The organism is Acidocella aluminiidurans, assembly GCF_055383125.1.
Map to the genome: position 1 here is coordinate 2,996,448 of NZ_AP031589.1, position 19,985 is coordinate 3,016,432.

14 protein-coding genes are annotated in these 19,985 nt (G+C 67.1%); 8 read left to right on the forward strand and 6 right to left on the reverse strand.

Annotated features, from left to right (window positions below):
* Positions 1 to 10 precede the first annotated feature (10 nt).
* The 7 genes from ACZ46S_RS14785 (at position 11) to glcF (ending at position 7,286) form a co-directional block, all read left to right on the forward strand.
* Positions 11 to 880 (forward strand): branched-chain amino acid ABC transporter permease, encoded by an 870-nt coding sequence (locus tag ACZ46S_RS14785; protein ID WP_464062363.1) that lies wholly within the window; start codon positions 11 to 13, stop codon positions 878 to 880.
* Entirely contained in the window at positions 877 to 1,854 is a 978-nt protein-coding gene (locus ACZ46S_RS14790) for a branched-chain amino acid ABC transporter permease (protein ID WP_008494225.1), read from the forward strand. The genes ACZ46S_RS14785 and ACZ46S_RS14790 overlap by 4 nt, the downstream gene beginning before the upstream one ends.
* A complete protein-coding gene (locus ACZ46S_RS14795; RefSeq protein WP_295741694.1) occupies positions 1,851 to 2,615 on the forward strand; it encodes an ABC transporter ATP-binding protein in 765 nt (254 codons plus the stop codon). Before ACZ46S_RS14790 ends, ACZ46S_RS14795 begins: the two co-directional genes overlap by 4 nt.
* Entirely contained in the window at positions 2,612 to 3,322 is a 711-nt protein-coding gene (locus tag ACZ46S_RS14800; RefSeq protein ID WP_026439357.1) for an ABC transporter ATP-binding protein, read from the forward strand. Before ACZ46S_RS14795 ends, ACZ46S_RS14800 begins: the two co-directional genes overlap by 4 nt.
* A 79-nt stretch (positions 3,323 to 3,401) precedes the next feature.
* The gene (locus tag ACZ46S_RS14805; RefSeq protein WP_464062364.1) at positions 3,402 to 4,895 is read left to right on the forward strand and encodes an FAD-linked oxidase C-terminal domain-containing protein; all 1,494 of its coding nucleotides are present in this window, start codon (positions 3,402 to 3,404) and stop codon (positions 4,893 to 4,895) included.
* A 2-nt stretch (positions 4,896 to 4,897) separates the two neighbouring features.
* Positions 4,898 to 6,016, forward strand: a complete 1,119-nt coding sequence (gene glcE / locus ACZ46S_RS14810) for a glycolate oxidase subunit GlcE (protein WP_464062365.1) — start codon at positions 4,898 to 4,900, stop codon at positions 6,014 to 6,016.
* The gene (gene glcF, locus ACZ46S_RS14815; protein ID WP_464062366.1) at positions 6,006 to 7,286 is read left to right on the forward strand and encodes a glycolate oxidase subunit GlcF; all 1,281 of its coding nucleotides are present in this window, start codon (positions 6,006 to 6,008) and stop codon (positions 7,284 to 7,286) included. Before glcE ends, glcF begins: the two co-directional genes overlap by 11 nt.
* A 122-nt stretch (positions 7,287 to 7,408) precedes the next feature.
* Here the strand turns inward: glcF and ACZ46S_RS14820 are convergent, their stop codons facing one another.
* Both ACZ46S_RS14820 and ACZ46S_RS14825 read right to left on the reverse strand, forming a co-directional pair.
* Entirely contained in the window at positions 7,409 to 11,746 is a 4,338-nt protein-coding gene (locus ACZ46S_RS14820) for a Hint domain-containing protein (protein ID WP_464062367.1), read from the reverse strand.
* The gene (locus tag ACZ46S_RS14825) at positions 11,704 to 13,098 is read right to left on the reverse strand and encodes a hypothetical protein (RefSeq protein WP_464062368.1); all 1,395 of its coding nucleotides are present in this window, start codon (positions 13,096 to 13,098) and stop codon (positions 11,704 to 11,706) included. Before ACZ46S_RS14825 ends, ACZ46S_RS14820 begins: the two co-directional genes overlap by 43 nt.
* A gap of 461 nt (positions 13,099 to 13,559) precedes the next feature.
* Between ACZ46S_RS14825 and ACZ46S_RS14830 the strand changes: the two genes are divergently transcribed.
* Complete coding sequence (locus ACZ46S_RS14830; RefSeq protein WP_464062369.1) at positions 13,560 to 14,051, forward strand: hypothetical protein; 492 nt, start codon at positions 13,560 to 13,562, stop codon at positions 14,049 to 14,051.
* Positions 14,052 to 14,057: 6 nt separating this feature from the next.
* On the opposite strand, the gene ACZ46S_RS14835 is transcribed toward ACZ46S_RS14830, so the two are convergent.
* From ACZ46S_RS14835 to kdpB, 4 genes are read right to left on the reverse strand one after another with little or no spacing between them, the layout of a single operon-like run.
* Positions 14,058 to 14,726, reverse strand: coding sequence for a response regulator transcription factor (locus ACZ46S_RS14835; protein WP_464062370.1), 669 nt, complete (start codon positions 14,724 to 14,726; stop codon positions 14,058 to 14,060).
* Positions 14,723 to 17,341: a DUF4118 domain-containing protein gene (locus tag ACZ46S_RS14840; protein WP_464062371.1), complete on the reverse strand. Its 2,619-nt coding sequence runs from the start codon at positions 17,339 to 17,341 to the stop codon at positions 14,723 to 14,725. Before ACZ46S_RS14840 ends, ACZ46S_RS14835 begins: the two co-directional genes overlap by 4 nt.
* Positions 17,342 to 17,347: 6 nt before the next feature.
* Positions 17,348 to 17,950 (reverse strand): potassium-transporting ATPase subunit KdpC, encoded by a 603-nt coding sequence (gene kdpC / locus ACZ46S_RS14845; protein WP_464062372.1) that lies wholly within the window; start codon positions 17,948 to 17,950, stop codon positions 17,348 to 17,350.
* 13 nt (positions 17,951 to 17,963) lie between these two features.
* Entirely contained in the window at positions 17,964 to 19,985 is a 2,022-nt protein-coding gene (gene kdpB, locus ACZ46S_RS14850) for a potassium-transporting ATPase subunit KdpB (RefSeq protein WP_464062373.1), read from the reverse strand.

Here is a 19,985-nt window from a genome sequence, read left to right on the forward strand (position 1 = left end):
GCGAAACACCGTGGAATCACTGATTATGTACAGCGCGTTCAACGGGCTGATCGTCGGCATCTTCTACGCGCTGATGGCGCTGGGGCTGTCGCTGATCCTGGGCTTGAACGGCGTCATCAATTTCGCGCACGGCACCTTCATGGCGCTGGGCGGCTATCTGGCTTTCACCATTGAGCCTTATGTCGGGTTCTGGGGGAGTCTGATCATCGCGCCTTTCGGCGCGGTGATTCTGGGCCTGCTGATGGAGCGCTTTCTAATCCGTCCGCTTTATGGGCGCGATCCTCTGTTCTCGCTGCTGCTCACCTTCGGGCTGGCGATGATCATGGAGGATCTGATCCGCACCATCTGGGGGTCGGTCGGGCAGCCTTTCGCGTTGCCGGGCTATCTGAATACCCCGCTTTCCGCCTCGCTGTTTTTCCTCACCGGCTACCGGCTGGTGTTGATTGCGATTACCATTCTGGTCACTGGCGCGCTGTTCGCGGTACTGCGCTATACGCGCATCGGCATCCGCATCCGCGCCGGCAATGCGGATCTGGAAACGATCTCGGCGATGGGGGTGAATATCTTCTTCCTGCGCGCGGCGAATTTCGGCATCGGTATTTTTCTCGCCGGGCTGGCGGGGATTCTCGCCGCCGGGCAGCTGGGGCTTTCGCCTTCGATCGGCTCCTCGCTGATCATGCCCTCTTTCGTGGCGATCATCGTCGGCGGTGTCGGCAGCTTGATCGGCTCCGTGCTGGGCGGGCTGATCATCGGCATCGCCTCGGGCATCACCGCGGCGTTTTTCCCCGTCGCGCAGGAGGTGGTGATCTATGTGATCATGGCTGTTGTGCTGGTCCTCAGGCCGCGTGGCCTGCTCGGTCAGGAAGGATTGTTTGAATGAGCGCCTCCATCGAAACCAAACCGGCGGCGGCGCAAGGCTCCGCGCGCATGCTGGTGGCGGCCGGCATCTGGGTGCTGCTGCTGCTGGTGCCGCTCTGGCTGCCGGCGCTGGGCGGCTATACGGATCTTGCTACCCGCGCGCTGATCTACGCCATCGCCGCCTCCGGGCTGAATCTCGTGCTCGGCTATACGGGCGGGCTTTCCTTTGGCCATGCCGCCTATTTCGGGCTGGGCGCCTACGGGGCGGGGCTGTGCCTGATCTATATCGCGCCCTCGCTGCCGCTGGCGATCCTGGCGGGCACGGTGCTGGGCGGCATCGCCGGCATTCTCGTCGGGCCGATGGCGATGAAGCGCAAGGGCATCTATTTCGCGATGATCACCATCGCTTTCGGGCAGATGTTCTATTTCATCGCGGTGCGCTGGAATGCGCTGACCGGCGGTGAGGACGGGCTGACCGGCTTCTCGCGCGTGCCGCTGCATCTGGGCGGTCATGCGATCCATATGGGGCCGGTGCGGTTTTATTATCTGGTGCTGGCTTTGTTCGCGGTGGTGATGCTGGTGCTCTGGCAGATTCTGCGCTCGCCGCTCGGCCATAGCTTCGTGGCGGTGCGCGAGAATACCACCCGGCTGCGCTTTCTAGGTGTCGCGGTGGATAAGCAGATCTGGGTGGCCTTTGCCATTTCCACCTTCATCACCGCGCTGGCCGGGGCGTTGAATGCGCTGCTCACTGGCTTTGCCTCGCCGGATAATCTCGGCTGGCAGCTTTCGGGCTCCTTCGTTGTCATCTGCGTGCTGGGCGGGATGCGCTCTTACTGGGGGCCGTTCCTGGGGGCGATCATCTTCATCGTGGCGCAGGATTATCTCTCCAGCGTGACGCAGAACTGGATGAGCTTCATCGGCCTCATCTTCGTGCTGGCGGTGTTGTTCTTCCCGCAAGGTCTGCTGGGCTTCATCAAGGGGAGGGCGCGGTCATGAGCTTTCTGACATTGGATGGCGTTGGCCGCCGCTTCGGCGCGGTGCAGGCGCTGAAGGGGATTTCGCTGTCGGTTGAGAAAGGCGAGCTGCGCGCCATCATCGGGCCGAACGGGGCGGGCAAGACGACCTTGTTCAATCTGATTTCCGGCTATTTCCCGCCCAGCGAAGGCAGCATCCAGTTCGATGGCCAGCCGATCCTGGCGGTCTCGCCGAATGCGCTGGTGCGCCGGGGCATCATCCGCACCTTCCAGATCACCCAGGTGTTTCTCTCGCTCAGCGTCTATGAAAATCTGCGCGTGGCGGTGGAGACGGCGATGGGGTTGCAGCTGCGGCCCTGGATTTCGCGCAATGTTCGCAACCAGGTCGAGGCGAAGGTGGAGGAGCTGGCGGCGATCACCCGGATTGGCCCGAAGATGGACCGGATCGTCGGCGAGATGTCGCATGGCGATCAGCGCGTCGTCGAGGTTGGCATCGCGCTGTCGCGGCATCCGAAGCTGCTGCTGCTGGACGAGCCGACGGCGGGGATGGGCGATGAGGAAACCAACCACATGACCGATCTGATCCGCCGGCTGAACAAGGATCAAGGCATCACCATCCTGTTCGTCGAGCATGACATGGCGATCGTGTTCGGCATCGCGGACCGGATCACCGTGCTGGATAACGGCACCATGCTGGCGGAGGGCACGGCCAGGGAGATTTCCGAAAATCCCCGCGTGCAATCGGCCTATCTCGGCAATGCGCTGGAGGAGAACGCGGCATGAGCGCGGTTCTGGAAATCGATGGTGTGCACACCTATTACGGCAAGAGCCATATTCTGCACGGCGTCTCGCTGAAGGTGGAGGAGGGCGAGCTGGTGGCGCTGCTGGGCCGCAATGGCGCCGGCAAAACCACCACCATGCGCAGCGTGATGAGCCTGACCCCGCCGAAAGCCGGCAGCGTGAAATTGTTCGGGCGCGACCTCACCCGCGCCTCGCCGCATAAGATCGCGGTGTCCGGCGTCGGCTATGTGCCCGAGGGGCGCAAGATTTTCGGCCATATGAGCGTGCATGAAAATCTGCAGGTGCCGCCTGAGATCAGCGGGCCGTGGAATATCGAGACGGTGTATGAGCTGTTTCCGCGGCTCTATGAGCGCCGCGCCAGCAAGGGCGGGCGGCTTTCCGGCGGTGAGCAGGAGATGCTGGCGATTGCCCGCGCCTTGCTGCTGAACCCGAAGCTGCTGATCCTGGACGAGCCGAGCCAGGGTCTGGCGCCGGTGATCGTGCAGGAGGTGATGCGGACCATCGCCAGGATGAAGAAGGAGGGCATGTCGGTGCTGCTGGTCGAGCAGAACGCCATGCTGGCCTTGCAGCTGGCGGACCGCGCCTATGTGCTGGCCGATGGCGAGATGGTTTATTCCGGCGATGCGGCGACGCTGAAAGCGGACAAGGCGCGGATGGAAAGCCTGGCCGGCGTCAGCCATGCGGCCTGACCAATTGCTCTTGCCCTGAGCGGCGGATCCGGCGTGAAATAAGCCAGAGCCGCGTTAAAGACAGCAAGAGAGTTCGAGGATGTCCCTGCAAATGCCCCTGCCGGACCAGCGCGTGCTGGCCCGGCGCGACGAGATCATCAAGGCGCTGCGCCAGATCGTCCCCGGGGAAGGGGTGATCGACGCGCCGCACGAGCTGCGGCCTTATGAGTCCGACGGCCTCACCGCCTACCGGCAGCCGCCGATGGTGGTGGTGTTGCCGGAGACGGTGGAGCAGGTGGCGGCGGTTTTGCGCTATTGCAAAGGGCAGAACATCAAGGTGGTGCCGCGCGGTTCGGGAACCTCGCTCTCCGGCGGGGCGCTGCCCTTGGCGGATGCGGTGCTGCTCGGCATGGGGCGGTTCAAGAAAATCCTTGAGATCGACTATGAGGACCGGCTGGCGGTGGTGCAGCCCGGCGTCACCAACCTCGCCATCACCAAGGCGGTGGAAGCCGAGGGGTTTTATTATGCGCCGGATCCCTCCAGCCAGATTGCCTGTTCCATCGGCGGCAATGTCGCGGAGAATTCCGGCGGGGTGCATTGCCTGAAATACGGGCTCACCACCAATAATGTGCTGGGCGTGCAGCTCGTCACCATGGAGGGTGAGGTGCTGCGCTTCGGCGGCAAGGCGCTGGAGGCGCCGGGGCTGGATCTGCTCGGCATCATCGTCGGCTCCGAGGGGCTGCTGGGGGTGGTGACCGAGGTGACGGTGCGGATTTTGCCGAAGCCGGAGACCGCGAAGGCGTTGCTGATCGGCTTTCCCAGCGTGGAATCCGCCGGGCAATGCGTGGCGGATACCATCGCCGCGGGGATCATCCCGGCCGGGATGGAGATGATGGACAAGCCCGCCATCCATGCCGCCGAGGCCTTCGTGCAGGTCGGCTATCCGCTGGATGTGGAGGCGCTGCTGATCGTCGAGCTGGATGGGCCGGAGGCGGAATGCAGCCATCTGATCCAGGAGGTCGAGGCGATCGCGCGGGCCAACCAGGCGGGGCTGATCCGCATCTCTCGCGACGAGGCGGAACGGCTGGCCTTCTGGGCCGGGCGCAAGGCGGCGTTTCCGGCGGTGGGGCGGATTTCGCCGGATTATTACTGCATGGATGGCACCATCCCGCGCGCCAAGCTGCCGGTGGTGCTGCAGCGGATGAACGCGCTCTCCGAACAATATGGGCTGGGGGTGGCGAATGTGTTCCATGCCGGGGACGGCAATCTGCATCCGCTGATCCTCTACGATGCCAACCAGCCCGGCGAGCTGGAGCGGGCCGAGGAATTTGGCGCGGATATTCTGCGCCTGTGCGTCGAGGTGGGCGGGGTGCTCACCGGCGAGCACGGGGTGGGGGTGGAGAAGCGCGATCTGATGCCGGCAATGTTCTCCGAGGATGATCTGCGCCAGCAGCAGCGGCTGAAATGCGCGTTCGATCCCGAGCTGCTGCTCAATCCGGGGAAGGTGTTCCCGAGCCTGCATCGCTGTGCCGAGCTGGGGCGGATGCATGTGCATCGTGGGGCCTTGCCGTTTCCCGAACTGCCAAGGTTTTGAGCATGACTCCGCAAAATACCAAAGAGGTTTGCGAGATCATCGGCCAGGCGCTGGCGGGCGGTGAGAAGCTGGAGATTGTCGGCGGCGGCACAAGGGCGCAGATCGGCGCGCCGCGTCAGGTGCCAACCCTCTGCCTGGCCGGGCTCTCGGGCATTCTGGAATATGACCCGGCGGAGCTGGTGCTGACGGCGCGGGCGGGCACGCCCCTGGCCGAGATCGAGGCGGCGGTGGCTGCGCGCGGGCAGGCGCTCGCGTTCGAGCCTTATGGCGCGCCAGGCTCCACCATTGGCGGGGTGCTGGCGGCCGGGGTGGCGGGCTCGCGCCGTGTGTCCGCCGGCGGGGCGAGGGATCATCTGCTCGGGTTCGAGGCGGTGTCCGGCCGGGGGGAGATATTCCGGGCCGGGGCGAAAGTGGTGAAGAATGTCACCGGCTATGATCTGCCGAAGCTGGTTTGCGGCTCCTGGGGGCGGCTGGCGGCGGTGACGGAGGTGACGCTGAAAGTGCTGCCGCGCGCGCCGGAGCGGGTGACATTATGCTGGCGCGGCCTGGCGGATGAGGCGGCCTTCGCGTTGATGCGCGCGGCCTTGCGCGCACCGTGCGATGTGGCGGCGGCGGCGCATCTGCCGGGTGAGGCGACCTTGCTGCGGCTGGATGGCGTCGGCCCCTCGATCGCGGCGCGGCGGGACTATCTGGGCGCGGCGCTGGCGGCCTATGGGCAGCCTGAGGTGCTGACGGACGCGGCGCCGTTCTGGGCGCGGGTGCAAGGCGGGGCGGGGCTGAACCCGGACGCCACGCTATGGCGGCTCAGCCTGCCGCCGCGCGCCGCGCTGGGCGCCATAGCACCGCTGCTGGCGGTGGGCGGGGCCTATCTGGCGGATTGGGCGGGCGGGCTGATCTGGCTGGCGCTGGAGGGGCATGAGGCGCGCATCCGTTCCGCTGCGGAGGCGGCGGGCGGCCATGCCACGCTGCTGCGCGCCCCGGCGGCGGTCCGTACCCGCATTCCGGCGCTGCATCCCCAGGCGCCGGGAGTGGAGGCGCTCTCGCGGCGGGTGCGGCGCGGCTTTGATCCGATGGGGATATTCGAGATCAACCGCTTTCTGGACGAGGCCGATGCAGACTGATTTCTCCCCCGCCCAGCTGGCCGACAAGGACATCGCCGCCTCCGAGGCGATCATCCGCAAATGCGTGCATTGCGGCTTCTGCACCGCCACCTGCCCGACCTATGTGCTCGGCGGCAATGAGCTGGATAGCCCGCGCGGGCGGATCTATCTGATCAAGGACATGCTGGAGAATGAGCGCGTGCCGGGGCCGGAAGTGGTCAAGCATGTGGATCGCTGCCTCTCCTGCCTTGCCTGCATGACCACCTGCCCCTCGGGGGTGAATTACATGCATCTGGTGGACCATGCCCGCGCCTATATCGAGCGGCATTATCGCCGGCCCTTGGCGGAGCGGGCGCTGCGGGCGGTGGTGGCCGCGGTGCTGCCTTATCCCAAGCGCTTTCGGGCGGCGCTGCGTCTGGCCGGGCTGGCGCGGCCGCTGGCGGGGGTTTTGCAAGGCATCCGGCCGCTGCGCCCGGCGGCGGCGATGCTGCAGCTGGCGCCGGCCAGGCTGCCCAAGCAGGCGCCGTTGCCCGCCAGCCCGGCCGGGGCGCGCGGGCGGGTGGTGCTGATGCAAGGCTGCGCCGAGCCGGTGCTGCGCCCGGAAATCCGCGCCGCCACAATGCGGCTGCTGGAGCGTTGCGGCTATCAGGTGAGCTTCGCCCCCGGCGAGGCCTGCTGCGGCGCGCTCACCCACCATATGGGCCGCGAGGCCGAGGCGCTGGCGGCGGCGCGGCGCAATGTCGAGGCCTGGAGCCGGGAGATCGAGGCCGGGCTGGAGGCGATCATCATCACCGCCTCGGGCTGCGGCACCACGATCAAGGATTACGGCTATATGCTGCGCGACGACCCGCTTTACGCGGAGAAGGCCGCGCGGGTTTCGGCGCTGGCGAAGGATGTGTCTGAGGTGATCGAGGCGGCGGGGCTGCCGGCGCGGGTGGAGATCCCTGCGCGGATCGTCGCCTATCATCCGCCCTGCTCGATCCAGCACGGGCAGAAGCTGACCACAGGGCCGCAGAATCTGCTGCGCGCGGCGGGGTTTACGGTGAAGCTGCCGGCGGATTCGCATCTCTGCTGCGGTTCGGCGGGGACGTATAATATTTTCCAGCCGGAGATCGCCGGGCAGCTCGGCGCGCGCAAGGCGCAGACGCTGGAGGCGCTGCGGCCGGATGTGGTGGCCACCGGCAATATCGGCTGCGCGGTGCAGATCGGCCAGCATTCCGGGCTGCCGGTCGCCCATATCGTCGAGCTGCTGGACTGGGCCACCGGCGGCCCCGCGCCCGCCGGGCTCTAGAGCCTTCAGCTTTTAGCTGAATGCTCTAGCTTTCGTTTTGGCGAGCAATTTCATGTGTTTATTTTGACGCTGGCGCGTCAACCTAAACACATATTGCTCTAAATTTCAAAAGTTTTCGAGGCTTACCCCCGGTTGATCGTCACCACGGACGAGCTCGTCGGCGCGATCGCCTTGGCCAGGGCGCTCTCCACCGCCTTGGCGGTAAAGCCCGCCCGCAGCAGCGCCCGCCCGGCCGCGACATGCGCCTTCGCCGCGCCTGCATCATGGCGCAGCGTCTCGATCGCGGCGATGAGCCCGGCCGCATCCGGCGCCACGGCGGCGCGCAGGGCGGCGGGCAGCTCCAGCCCCTCGGCGGCGATCGGCGTCATCACGCAAGGCAGCCCGTGCGCCCAGGCTTCCAGCACCTTGCCCTTGATCCCGGCGCCGAAGCGCAGCGGCGCCAGCGCCAGGCCGGCGCGGGCATAATAGGGGGCGAGATCCGCCACCGCGCCGGCCAGCTCCACCCCTTGCGCGCGCAGCATCTGCGCCACCCCATGCGGCAGCCCGGCGCCGACCACGGTGAGGCGCTGCCCGGCCAAGGCGGGCAGCACCGCCTGGGCGAACCAGAGCAGCCCGTCGAGATTGGGCTCATGCGCGAAATTGCCGACCAGCAGCAGCCCCTCGCGGCCCTCCTGCAAGGCGGGCTTCACCGGCTTGACCGCCCAGGGTACCAGATGCAGCTTCTGCGCCTCCAGCCCGGCCTGGCGCAGCAGCGCCGCCTCGGCCGGGGAATGGGTGAGCACCGCATCCGCCTGCAGCATCACCGCGAATTCCTGCGCCTGCTGGCGCTGGGCGGCGCGGGTCAGCTCCGGGCGTTGCTGGATCTCACCCTGGCGGCCCAGGCGCAGATGATGCAGGTCGGCGACGCTGAACATCACTTTCGCCCGTGGCTGGTAATGCCGGATCAGGCTCATATAGGGCGCGGCGACGCTGACCCGGTGCAGATAGACCAGCTCGAACATCCCGGCCTGGCGGCACAGCGCCTCCTCCACCGAGGCGATGGCGGGGGCGGCGAGGCAGGCGATGCCCTGCGCCGCCAAGCGCGCCTGGGCGGCGCCATCCGGCGCGGCGCCGGTGCGCGGCAGGAAGGAGACATGCCAGCCCAGCGCCTGCAAGGCGCGCATATGGGAGAGGATGGCCTGGGCGCCGGCGCTGCGGTCCGGCCGCGGCCAGGCATCGTCGATCACCAGCGCCCGCTTCGCCGGGAGGGCGGCCTGGCTGCCGCGCTGGCGGCGCATCGGCCCGGATTCATGGCGCAGGGCGGCCTGCTGGCCCTTCAACTGCTCGACCTCTTCCAGCAGCAGCGCCAGCAGCGCATCCCCCTCGCCGCTGCAGCCGCGCGCCTCGTCCAGCGCATCGCGCAGGCTGGCCAGGGCCGCCGCGTCCAGCGTGGTGCGCGGGGCGATCGGCGCCGGGGCGCCGGTCAGCAGCGTGCCGCAGCCCGCAGCGCGCACGCTAATCAGATGCGCCTGCCCGGCGGGCAGCGGGCGCGGCAGGGTGAAGCTGAAACCATGCCAGCCATTGCCGATGCCGGCCTCCGCCAGATCCGCGCGGAACTGGTTGGCGAGCACGCTGCCGATCCTGGTCTCGTGGTTGAAAATCTCCAGCTCCAGGCTTTCCTGCGGCTGATCCTTCATCCAGGCCCAGCCGCGCACCAGATGCCGCGTCGCTTCGTCCAGCACCCCCTGCACCGCGCCCTGCGCGTTGCCACGCCGCTGGGCACGCGCCAGGATGCGCCGTTGCAGCGCCGCCAGCCGGCGGCCGCCTTCCAGCACCGGCGCGCAGAATGCCCATTGCGGGCGGGCATCGTCCGGATAGAGGGCGGCGAACTCATCGGCATTGTGGAACATGTTGCGGCTGGCGCAATCCACGAAGCTCTCGGTGGGGGCGGCCTCGGCGAACAGGATCTCGTGGCGCTCCAGCTCGATATGCAGATATTCGACCCGCGCCGGCGCCTCGATGATGGTGACGTTGCGGCCATTCACCAGATGCTTGGCCGGCACCAGATGCCCCTCCAGCAGCATCGCATGCTCGGGCGAGACGGTCAGCGGGCGGGCGGGCAGCCCCTCGCCCAGCGCGCCTTCCTCGATGCGCACCGGCCAGACGGCGCGGTTGGCGGCGAGGAACGGGTTGGCATAAGCGCGCCTGCCGATCCATTTGATCGGCTGCGGCCCGTGGTCGCGGGTCTGCACCAGATCGCCGATGGACAGGCTCTCCACCGAGGTCTCACCGGCCGGCGTGCGGATGCGCGTGCCCGGGCAGAAGCAGGGCGTGCCGGTTTCCACCAGCACCAGCTTGTAGCTTTGCGCCGTCAGCGCCGATCCCAGCGTCACCGGCGCGCCGGCGCTGCCGAGATTCTGGTAGTCCTGCATCGTCACGTCGTAGGTGCCCTGATTCACCAGGGTCGCGGTGCTGGCCCAGGCGCCATCCGCATCGGCGGTGGTGATGATGGTCTGGGTGGTGCTGTTGGCGGTGTCGGTCAGGCGGATCACCACCGCATCCTCGCCATTCACCTTGTTGGTGTAGGCGGAGGCCCAGAGGCTGGCATTGCTGCCGGTCACCGTGCCGCTGGTCCAGGTGCCGGAGGCGTTGTCATCGCCGGTCCAGCCGAAGGCGAGCAGGGTCTCGCCGGTGGTGATGGTGTTGATCTCGGCGCTGCCGGTGGTGGCCAGGCTGCCGGCACTCACCGTCAGCGTATCGCCCGAGAGGGTCTGCCCGGCCAAAGCCTCGAAACTGCTGCCGGAGAAGGTGCCGACCACCGGCGCGGCGGCGATGGAGAGCCCGGCGATGACGGTGCTGGCGGTGTTTTCCTGCACCAGATTGGGGTCGCTGGCGGTGCCGTCGCTGCCGGCGAGGTTATAGGTCAGGCTGTTGACATATTGCGGCACGCTGGTGCCGCTGGTGCCCGAGACCACGCCCAGCCCATCCACCCCGGCGGAGGCTTGCTGGCCGGTATAATCCGGGTTGAGGATGGTGGGTGGCGTGGTCACGCTGCCGCCCGTCACCAGCGCGCCGTTCACCGTGCCGGAGGAGATGGTCAGCGGGGCGGTGATGCTGCCGCCGGTTATCTGCTCGGCGGTGAGGGTGGCGTTGGACAGCGTCGCGCCTTCGATCAGCTGGCCGCCATTCAGCGAGGTGCCGCCGGTGACGATATAGCCGGAGACGGTGCCGGCGGTCGCGGTACCGCCCGCGATGGTGCCGAAGGTGAAAACGTCACTATTCAGCGCCGTGCCGGTCACGCTGGCATCGTGCAGCCCGGCATTGGTGTAGGTTGTGCCGTTGATGACGTAAGTGACGATGTTGCCGTCCAGCGTGCCGGCCGCGATCGTGCCGTCCTGGATGGTGATGTCGGTTCCAAGCCCAGTGACCAGCGTGCCGCCCTGCAGCGCCCAGGTGCCGTTGCTCTCCGCGAGCTGCGCATTGACGATGCTGGCGACGATGCTGCCGCCGGCGAAATTGCCGTTATCCAGGGTGCCTGCGGTCAGTGTCGCATCGTTGATCGTATCCCCGCCGTAAGTGAGGCTCACGGTGCCGCCGCTGATCAGCGTTGTCGTCACGGTGTTCGAGGCGAGGGTGATCGCCGTATCGATCATGCTGTTGGTCACCGTCTCCGATGACAATGTCGCCTCCAGCGAGGCGAAGGTGATGGTGCCGCTTCCGCTTCCCGTCAGGCTGCTGCTGACGATTTGCCCGGCGGTGACGCTGCCGCCGGAGATGGTGGTTAAGGCGACTACATTGTTATCGAGCGCGTTGCCCGTGGCGCTGGCGCCGGTGAACAAAATATTACTGTAGGTGGTGGTGGCGTCGATATACGAGCTTAGGGTACCGTTCATGATGCCGTCACTCAAGGTGCCGGCGTCGACGGTGATCTCGGTCCCCAGCCCGGTCTCCAGCGTGCCGCTTTGCAGCTGCCAATCATTTGCGGCACTGTCATACGTGACGACGGCGTTGAGGATGGTGCCGACGATACTGCCGCCGGAGAAGCTGCCGGCGGTGAGCGTGCTGCCGGTCAGGGTCGCATTCGCGAATGCGTCCCCCTCGTAAGTCCCGGTGTGGATGGTCGTGTTGCTCAGCGAGGTGCTTTCGCTGGTCAGATAAAGGTTGAACGTCTTGCTCTCGGTGCCGGTGCTGTCGGTCTCGACCACCTGATACCAATCGGTGCCGGTCGTTGCGGCCATCGGCAGATTGTCGAGCATCAGATCGCCCGTGGCCATGGTCACGTTGGAGTTGGCGCTGGCGCTGTAGGTGCCGTTATTTTCCGAAATATCCCATTGCTGCCACAGCGACCCGGAGAGCGTGATGGTGTCGCCGAAGGTGGGCACATTGTTGGCGTCCGAGGTCAGCAGGCGCAGCTCGATGGTGGCGTTGTCGGCCAGCACTACGCCGGCATTGGTGCCGTTGCCGGTGGCGAAATCCAGCACGATATTGTTGCCGCTGGTGCCGGTGACCGCCGTGTAGGTGCTGGCGGAGACGATGTTGGCGATGGTGGGGCGGTGTAGCCGGTGGGCGTATCGGTGGCGCCGAACACGGTGAGATCGATGGTGGAGACATCGATGCTGGTGCCAGGCTCGGCCAGGGAGAGCAGCGGCCCGCCGGCGGTGTAGGCGGCGGTTTCCGCATCGGAATAGTTGAAGCCGTAGGAGTTGGAATAGCTGGCGAAGGCGGCGGCGTAGCCGTTATAGGTGTGGCCGGCGATGATGGTGCCGCTGAGGCTGCGGCCGAAGGCATAGGTGGGGTCCCAGTTGGCGCTCTTGTTCAGGTCGATGCTGCCGCCGAGATGGCTGTTCACCGGGGCGCCGCTGGTGCCGTAATAGCCGGCATCGAAGCCGACCAGGAATTGCCGCAGCACCGTGCCCCATTCATTATTGGCGCCGGTGTTCATGGTGGTGAAGACGCTGCCATTGGCGACGATGGTGGCGGTGCCGTCGGTGGCGTAGATGCTGTTTTCCAGATTGGCGGCGTCGATATAGATCGTGCCCTGGATCTGGCTGTCGGCTTGCGGGGTGAGGGTGAAGACCAGATCGCCGGCAGAGGTGCCGGCACTCACCGCGTAATCGAAATAACCGGCATTATGATAGATCTGGCTCGCATCGGTGCCGCCGTTATAGAAGCCGGAAATCTCGATATCGCTGGCAATCGAGCTGACGGCGGTGACATAGCCGGCCCAGTCCAGCGGGTTGCTGGGCGGGGTGGCGCTGGCGATGGAGCCGGCCAGCGGCCCGGTGCTGTAGGTGCTCAAGGTGGCGCCGGCATTGCCGAGCAGGGTGGTCAGCGCGGTGCCGGTGATGTCATAGCCGACCGAGGCGCTGGCGCCGCTCGTGTAGCTCACCCCCATGCCCATGCTGAGCCCGTACTGGACCACGGAGGTGAGATTGCCGGCATCGGTGGCGGTGCCGGTGAGGTTCAGCTCAACCGAATCATAGCCGAAATTATTGGCAGCGGCGGTCTGTGCGTTGATGTCGCTCTGCTGGGTGATGATGCTGGAGAGCGAGGGCGCGCCGGCGCCATTGGTCTCGCTCTGCACCAGCACATAGACCTTCCCGCTGGCGAGGCTGCCGGATAATGTGACCGGCACGCTTTCGCCGTTGAGGCTGCTGGAGATGCTGGCGCTGCTGCCGCCGACGACGCTGCCATTGGTCAGCAGCGTGGACCAGGTGCCGAAGGTGGGGCCGCCCTCGTCGTAATAGACGACATAGACCGACGAGGCGCTGTTGCCGTGGGTCAGTTCATCGATCAATGTCGAGCTGAGAGTCACGTCCAGGATTGTCGTCATCTCGCAAGCCCCTGCCTCGTTGCGGACGCAACGGTGTTTTTGAACGCTGCCATTAACGATTGTTAAATCTTTTATTGTCAATGCGGTAATATTGCCACAGCAGGCGCGCAGCGCCGCCAGCCCGCCACCGCTGCGAGTTTGGCGTGTAACATTCGTACCGTATGATGTGGCTTGTGTTTAAAAAGAGACTAAATTTGGTTGTATGCTGAATTTAAAGCGATTTTCGGGGCGTTCCGATGGCATTTCGGCCTTCCCGCTTTTTTGGGGCGCGACGCGGTGAATTCTTCGTGAAAGCGCCGCCGCGGAGCCCGGCGTGACTTTGATCCCGCTCTGAAGCAATATGGTTCGGCCAGACGCGTCAGCGTCGGGATAGGGTAAACGGCGCGTCCGGCCAAACTTCAGAGCGTCAGGCCAGACGCTTGCGGCCTTGGCCTTCGGCGCAGGATGGTTTCAGGATTGTCATGAAAAGATTTGTTGCGGCATTCGCCTTGCTGGGTCTGGCCGGGTGCCATTCCGCCGACAAACAGGCGGGTCTGGGGCGGGGCGATGCCGGGGAATGCTGGTCGGCGCAGAGCAAGAGCGCGGCGCAGCTGGCCGCCTTCCAGCTGGCGCTGGCCACACTCACCCAATCCCTGCCCGATGGCATGACAGACGCGCAGGCCAGCAAGATCGGCGGGTCGATGAAGCTGACCTTGAGCAAATTCTTCCTGGAATCCTACGATCCTGTCGCGGGGGCGGCGAATTGCGGGGCGGTGTACAGCTTCTCCTACACCCGGCCGGACGGCAGCACCTATAGCGACGATCAGGGCAACACGATCGGCTTCGAGGTCTATCAGGCCGAGCAGGGCCAGAAGATCGTCATCAGCGCCGATGATTATGGCAGCGACACGTTTCAGTATCAGGACGATGGCGGCGCGGTGTCGCCCTCCGGCGGCGGCGATACCGAGCAGTAGGCCGCTTCACCCCTCCAGCCGGTAGCCCACACCTGGCTCGGTCTTCAGCCGGGCGGCGAAGTCCTCGCCCAGCTTGCGGCGCAGCTGGCCGATATAGACGCGCAGATAGGCGACATCCTCGGTATGGGCCGGGCCCCAGAGGGCGGTGAGGATCTGCCGGTGGGTGAGCACCCGCCCGGCATTGCGGGCCAGCAGCAACAGCAGCGCCTGCTCGCGCTTGGTCAGCGCCAGCGCCGCGCCATCCAGCCAGGCCTTCTCCGCCTCCAGCCGCAGCCCGGCCAGCTCCAGCACCGGGGCGGCGGTGGGCTGGCCCTGGCGGCGCAAGGCGGTGCGGATGCGCGCCAGCAGCTCGCCCAGCGCGAAGGGTTTTTCGACATAATCATCCGCCCCGGCATCGAGGGCGGCGATCTTTTCCGCCTCGCGCTCGCGCGCGGAGAGGATGATCACCGGCACGGCGGAGAAATCCCGCAAGCGGCGCAGCACCTCCTGGCCGTCAATGTCCGGCAGGCCGAGATCCAGCAGCACCAGGTCCGGGGCGTTGCCGGCCACCAGGCGCAGCGCCTCCTCGCCGCGTTCGGCGCGCAGCGGGGTGAAGCCGGCAGCGCTCAGCGCCGGGGCGAGGAAGCGGTGGATCTGCGGCTCGTCATCCACCACCAGAATGCGGCCCGAGATCATGCCGCCGGCAGCTCCACGCGGATGATCGTCCCCGGCAGCCCGTCGGCCGGCAGATCCGTGCGCGGGCTCTGGGCGCGGATGCTGCCGCCCATCGCCTCGGTGAAGGCCTTGGCGATGGCCAGCCCCAGCCCGGTGCCCGGCGCCACCCTGTCGCCCCGGCTGGCGCGAAAGAAGCTGTCGAACACCGCATCCAGCTCGCCGGGCGCGATGCCGACCCCGGCATCGGCAACCGCGAGCCGCACCAGCGCGCCGTCGCGCACCGCGCTGACGGTGATGTGGCTGTCCGGCGGGGCGTATTTCACGGCATTGTCGAGCAGATTGACCATCACCTGTTCCAGCAGCCCGGCGTCGGCCTGGGCGAAGCCGGCATCGGGCGCGATATTGACGCGTGTATAGACCGCCCCGGCCACCCGCGCGATGGCGGCTTCGACGATCTCCTCCAGTTTCACCCGCTCCCGGCGCACGGTCAGCCCGCCCGCCTCCACCCGCGCCATATCCATGATGTTGGCGAGGAATTTGGTCATCCGCGCGCTGTCCTGAATGATGCTGGCGAGCAGATCGGCGCGGGTGGGCTCATCCAGCGCCGGTCCGGCCTGGGAGAGCGTCTCGGCGGCGCCGCGGATGGAGGTGAGCGGGGTGCGCAGATCATGACTCAGCGAGGAGAGCAAAGCGTTGCGCAGCTTCTGGCTGTCCTGCTGGGCCTCGGCGCGGGCGGTGGTGAGCGAGAGCCGGGCGCGCTCGATGGCCAGCGCGCTTTGCCCGGCCAGGGCGGCCAGCGCCTGCGCCAGCGGCGCGCTGGGCGGGGCCTGGGGCCGGGCGCCGAGCACGCCGATGCAGCCCTGGCTGTTGGTGAGCGGCAGGAACCGCCAGGGCACCGAGGGCAGGGTGGAGGTGCCGGTGCCGGTTTCCATGCCATGGGTGGCGCACCATTGCGCCGCCGCCTGCGCCGCCTCGTCCAAAGCCGTGCCGGGCGGGTGGCTGGCCTCGGCGCGCAGCCCCTGCGGGCCGGTGAGCAGCACGATGCCGGCCGGGGTCAGGCTGGCGGCTTCCTCGGCGCTGCAGGCCAGCACGTCCGACAAGGTGGCGGCGCGGGAGAGGCGCTGGCCGAACAGCGAGATCCGCCGCAGCGCCTCAACCCGCGCCGCCGCCGCCCCGGCCTCCTGGCGCACCCGCCCGGCGAGCTGGCCGGTGAGCAGCCCCACCAGCAGAAACACCAGCAGCGCCACCACATCCCGTGGGTCCGCCACCGAAAGCGTGTAGAGCGGCGGCAGGAAGAAGAAATTCCACAGGATGAAGGCGGCGATGGCGGTGAACAGCCCGGCGGTGCGGCCGGAGCGGCTGGCCATGGCGGCGATGAGGCCGGTGAAGATCAGCCCCATCGCCTCTTGCGGCAGATAGGCCTTGCCCGCCAGCCCGAGGATGGTGACCAGCCCAAGCAGTGCCGCCGCCAGCGGGTAAGGCTCCCAATCCGGCCGGCGCGGCCGGGCCGGGGGGGAGGCTGCGGCGGCGGGAACGGGGACGAAATGCAGCGTGTAGGCGCTGGCGCGCCGGGTCAGCGCCTCCGCCAGCCGCCGCCCCGGCCGCCAGCGTGAGACCGCGCGCCGGCCCATGACGATATGGGTGATATTCTGCCGGGCGGCATAATCCAGCACCGCGCCGACAATATCGGTCCCGCTCTGGGTCACCACCTGGCCGCCCAGCTGCACCGCCAAATCCAGTGCCGCCTGCAGCCTGGCATCGTCGCTGCCGCGCTCGATATGAAAGATTGTGAGGGGGGCGTGCAGCGCCTCCGCCAGCCGGGCCGCGTGGCGCACGACATTGCCGGCGGCGCCATCGGCCGCCACCAGCGCCAGCACCCGCTCGGCCACCGGCCAGGGGCCGGGGATGGCGCGCAGGCGCATATAGCGGGTCACATCCTTGTCGATCCGCTGCGCGGCACGGCGCAGCGCCATCTCCCGCAGCGCGCCGAGATTGCCTTCGCGGAAGAAATCCTTCAGCGCCCGGGCCGCCACATCCGGGCGGTAGATCTGCCCCTCCTGCAGCCGCCCGCGCAGCTCCGCCGGGGGCAGATCGATCAGCTCGATCTCATCGGCCATGTCCAGCACGGTGTCCGGGATGGTCTCGGCCACCCGCACGCCGGTGATGCGCGCCACCTGGTCGTTCAGGCTTTCCAGATGCTGGACATTCACCGTGGTCCAGACATCGATGCCCGCCTCCAGCAGCGCCTGCACATCCTGCCAGCGTTTGGCATGGCGTTGGCCCGGCGCGTTGGTATGGGCCAGCTCATCGACCAGCAGCAGCTGCGGATGCCGGGCGAGGGCGGCCTCCAGATCGAACTCCTCCAGGCTCTGGCCGCGATAAGGAACGGCGCGCCGGGGCAGCTGTTCCAGCGTGCCGATCTTGGCGAGGGTGCCGGCGCGGCCATGGGTTTCGATCAGCCCGGCGACCACATCCAGCCCGCGCGCCGCCTTGGCCTGGGCGGCATCCAGCATCTCCCAGGTTTTGCCGACGCCGGGGGCGGCGCCCAGGAAGATTTTCAGATGCCCGCGCCCGGCCCGTGCCGCCGCTGCCAGCAGCGCGTCCGGGTCCGGCCGTGCATCCTCGTCTTTCGCCATGCTGGTTTATGGGCGGCTGAGCTTGTCCAGCGCAAGATTGAGTTCCAGCACATTCACATGATCGGTGCCGATGACGCCGAGCACGGCATGGTGGGTCATGCGGGTGACGAGGGCGGTGACGGTCGCACTTGGCAGATGCCGCGCGGCGGCGATGGCGGGGGCCTGGCGCAGCGCGTTGGCCAGGGAGATGTCAGGGTCCAGCCCGGAGCCGGATGAGGTGACGGCATCGGCCGGCACTGGCCCCGGACCATAGGCTTTCAGGTAAGCGGCGACACGCTGGGTGATGGCGGTTTGCAGCGCCGCACTGGTGGGGCCGAGATTCGAGGCGCCGGATTCGCTGGCGTCGTACGGGGTGGGAACGGCATTGCCCTTGGCATCCGTGCCCATCAGCGCCGAGGGGCGGGGCTGGAAATAATCCGCCCCGGTGAAATTCTGGCCGATCAAGGCGGAGCCGACCACCTGGCCGTTGGCGCGCAGCAGCGAGCCATTGGCCTGGACGGGCAGCACCGCCTGCATGGCGCCGGTGAACGCCTCCGGCAGGATGAGGCCAAGGCCCAGTGTGAAAAGCACGACCAGCGAGACGGCCGGGCGGAGTTCGCGGAGCAGCATGATGATGTTTCCTTCAGATCAGGCCAAGCAGCATGTCGATCAGCTTGATCCCGGCGAAGGGCGCGACGAGGCCGCCCAGCCCATAGATCAGCAGATTGCGCTTGAGCAGGGCGGCCGCACCGATGGCGCGGAATTTCACCCCCTTCAGGGCCAGCGGCACCAGCACCACGATGATCAGCGCGTTGAAGATCACCGCCGAGAGGATGGCACTCTCCGGGCTGCGCAGATGCATGATGTTGAAAACCGCCAGCTGCGGGTAGGTGCTCACGAAAATCGCCGGCAGTATGGCGAAATATTTGGAGATGTCGTTGGCGATGGAGAAGGTGGTCAGCGCCCCGCGGGTGATCAGCAATTGTTTGCCGATTTCGACGATCTCGATCAGCTTGGTCGGGTCGCTGTCCAGATCCACCATATTGCCGGCTTCGCGCGCGGCCTGGGTGCCGGTCTGCATCGCCACGCCGACATCCGCCTGCGCCAGGGCCGGGGCATCGTTGGTGCCGTCCCCGCACATCGCGACCAGCCGGCCTTCTTCCTGAACCTTTCTGATATAATCGAGCTTGTTTTGCGGGGTGGCCTCGGCGATGTAGTCATCCACCCCGGCCTCGGCGGCGATGGCGGCGGCGGTGACGCGGTTATCGCCGGTGACCATCACGGTGCGGATGCCCATGGCGCGCAAGGCGGCGAAGCGCTCCTTGATGCCGGGTTTGACGATGTCCTTCAGCTCGATCAGCCCGAGCAGTTTGTCGTTCAGCGCTACCGCCAGCGGGGTGGAGCCGGCGCGGCCGATGCGCGCGGCGGCTTGCGCGAAGGCCTCGTCGCCCTGCGTGTTCAGCGCTTTCAGCACGGAATCCACAGCCCCTTTGCGGAAGCTTTGCCCGGCCGTGTCGACGCCGGACATGCGGGTATTGGCGCTGAAGGGGATGATGGCGGCATCCGACGGGCGTTCCGGCGCGAGGCTGTATTTATCGCGCGCCAGCGCCAGGATGGAACGGCCTTCCGGGGTTTCATCGCCCAGGCTCGCCATCGCGCAGGCCTGGGCCAGATCGCGCTCCTGCACGCCGGCCACCGGGTAGAAGGCCGAGGCCATGCGGTTGCCGAAGGTGATGGTGCCGGTTTTGTCCAGGAGCAGCGCATCGACATCGCCCGCCGCCTCCACCGCGCGGCCGGAGGTGGCGACGACATTGAAGCGCACCAGCCGGTCCATGCCGGCAATGCCGATGGCGGAGAGCAAGCCGCCGATGGTGGTGGGGATCAGACAGACCAGCAGGGCCGCCAGCACCGGAATGGAAAAGCTTGTGCCGGAATAAGCGCCGAAGCCGACCAGCGTGACCACGGCGATGAGAAACACCAGGGTTAAGCCAGCAAGCAGGATGTTCAGCGCGATCTCATTCGGGGTCTTGCGGCGCTCCGCGCCTTCCACCAGCGAGATCATGCGGTCCAGAAAGGTATTGCCGGCATCGGCGGTGATGCGGATCACCAGCCAGTCAGAGACCAGTTGGGTGCCGCCGGTGACCGCTGAGCGATCGCCGCCCGCCTCGCGCACCACCGGGGCGGACTCGCCGGTGACCGCACTTTCATTGACGCTTGCGACGCCTTCGATGATCTCGCCATCCGAGGGGATGATGTCCCCGACTTCAACCAGCACGATATCGCCCTGGCGCAGATCCGGTGCGGCGGTGGGTTTATAGAGGGCGCGGTTGGGCGGGTTGGTGAGCAGCTTGGCCATGGTGTCCGAACGGGCACGGCGCAGCGTTTCCGCCCGCGCCCGGCCGCGCCCTTCCGCCACCGCCTCGGCGAAGGTGGCGAAGATCACCGTCAGCCACAGCCAGCCAGCGATGACCAGGGAAAATTCCGCCGGCCGGTGCGTCACCAGCGCCTCGATGCCGGTGGCGGTGACCAGGGCCGAGACGATTTCGGTGACGAAGATCACCGGATTGCGCATCAGCGTGACGGGGTTGAGTTTGGCCAGCGCATCCCATCCGGCGCGGCGCATGATGCCGGCATCGAACAGGGAGATGGTTTCAGCTTGCGACAT

Excerpts from the sequence above, each read along its gene's own strand:
- ACZ46S_RS14790 (WP_008494225.1), top strand. The coding sequence starts at position 877 with ATGAGCGCCTCCATCGAAACCAAACCGGCGGCGGCGCAAGGCTCCGCG.
- ACZ46S_RS14795 (WP_295741694.1), top strand. The coding sequence starts at position 1,851 with ATGAGCTTTCTGACATTGGATGGCGTTGGCCGCCGCTTCGGCGCGGTG.
- ACZ46S_RS14800 (WP_026439357.1), top strand. The coding sequence starts at position 2,612 with ATGAGCGCGGTTCTGGAAATCGATGGTGTGCACACCTATTACGGCAAG.
- ACZ46S_RS14805 (WP_464062364.1), top strand. The coding sequence starts at position 3,402 with ATGTCCCTGCAAATGCCCCTGCCGGACCAGCGCGTGCTGGCCCGGCGC.
- glcE (WP_464062365.1), top strand. The coding sequence starts at position 4,898 with ATGACTCCGCAAAATACCAAAGAGGTTTGCGAGATCATCGGCCAGGCG.
- glcF (WP_464062366.1), top strand. The coding sequence starts at position 6,006 with ATGCAGACTGATTTCTCCCCCGCCCAGCTGGCCGACAAGGACATCGCC.
- ACZ46S_RS14825 (WP_464062368.1), bottom strand. The coding sequence starts at position 13,098 with ATGACGACAATCCTGGACGTGACTCTCAGCTCGACATTGATCGATGAA.
- ACZ46S_RS14830 (WP_464062369.1), top strand. The coding sequence starts at position 13,560 with ATGAAAAGATTTGTTGCGGCATTCGCCTTGCTGGGTCTGGCCGGGTGC.
- ACZ46S_RS14835 (WP_464062370.1), bottom strand. The coding sequence starts at position 14,726 with ATGATCTCGGGCCGCATTCTGGTGGTGGATGACGAGCCGCAGATCCAC.
- ACZ46S_RS14840 (WP_464062371.1), bottom strand. The coding sequence starts at position 17,341 with ATGGCGAAAGACGAGGATGCACGGCCGGACCCGGACGCGCTGCTGGCA.
- kdpC (WP_464062372.1), bottom strand. The coding sequence starts at position 17,950 with ATGCTGCTCCGCGAACTCCGCCCGGCCGTCTCGCTGGTCGTGCTTTTC.
- kdpB (WP_464062373.1), bottom strand. The coding sequence starts at position 19,985 with ATGTCGCAAGCTGAAACCATCTCCCTGTTCGATGCCGGCATCATGCGC.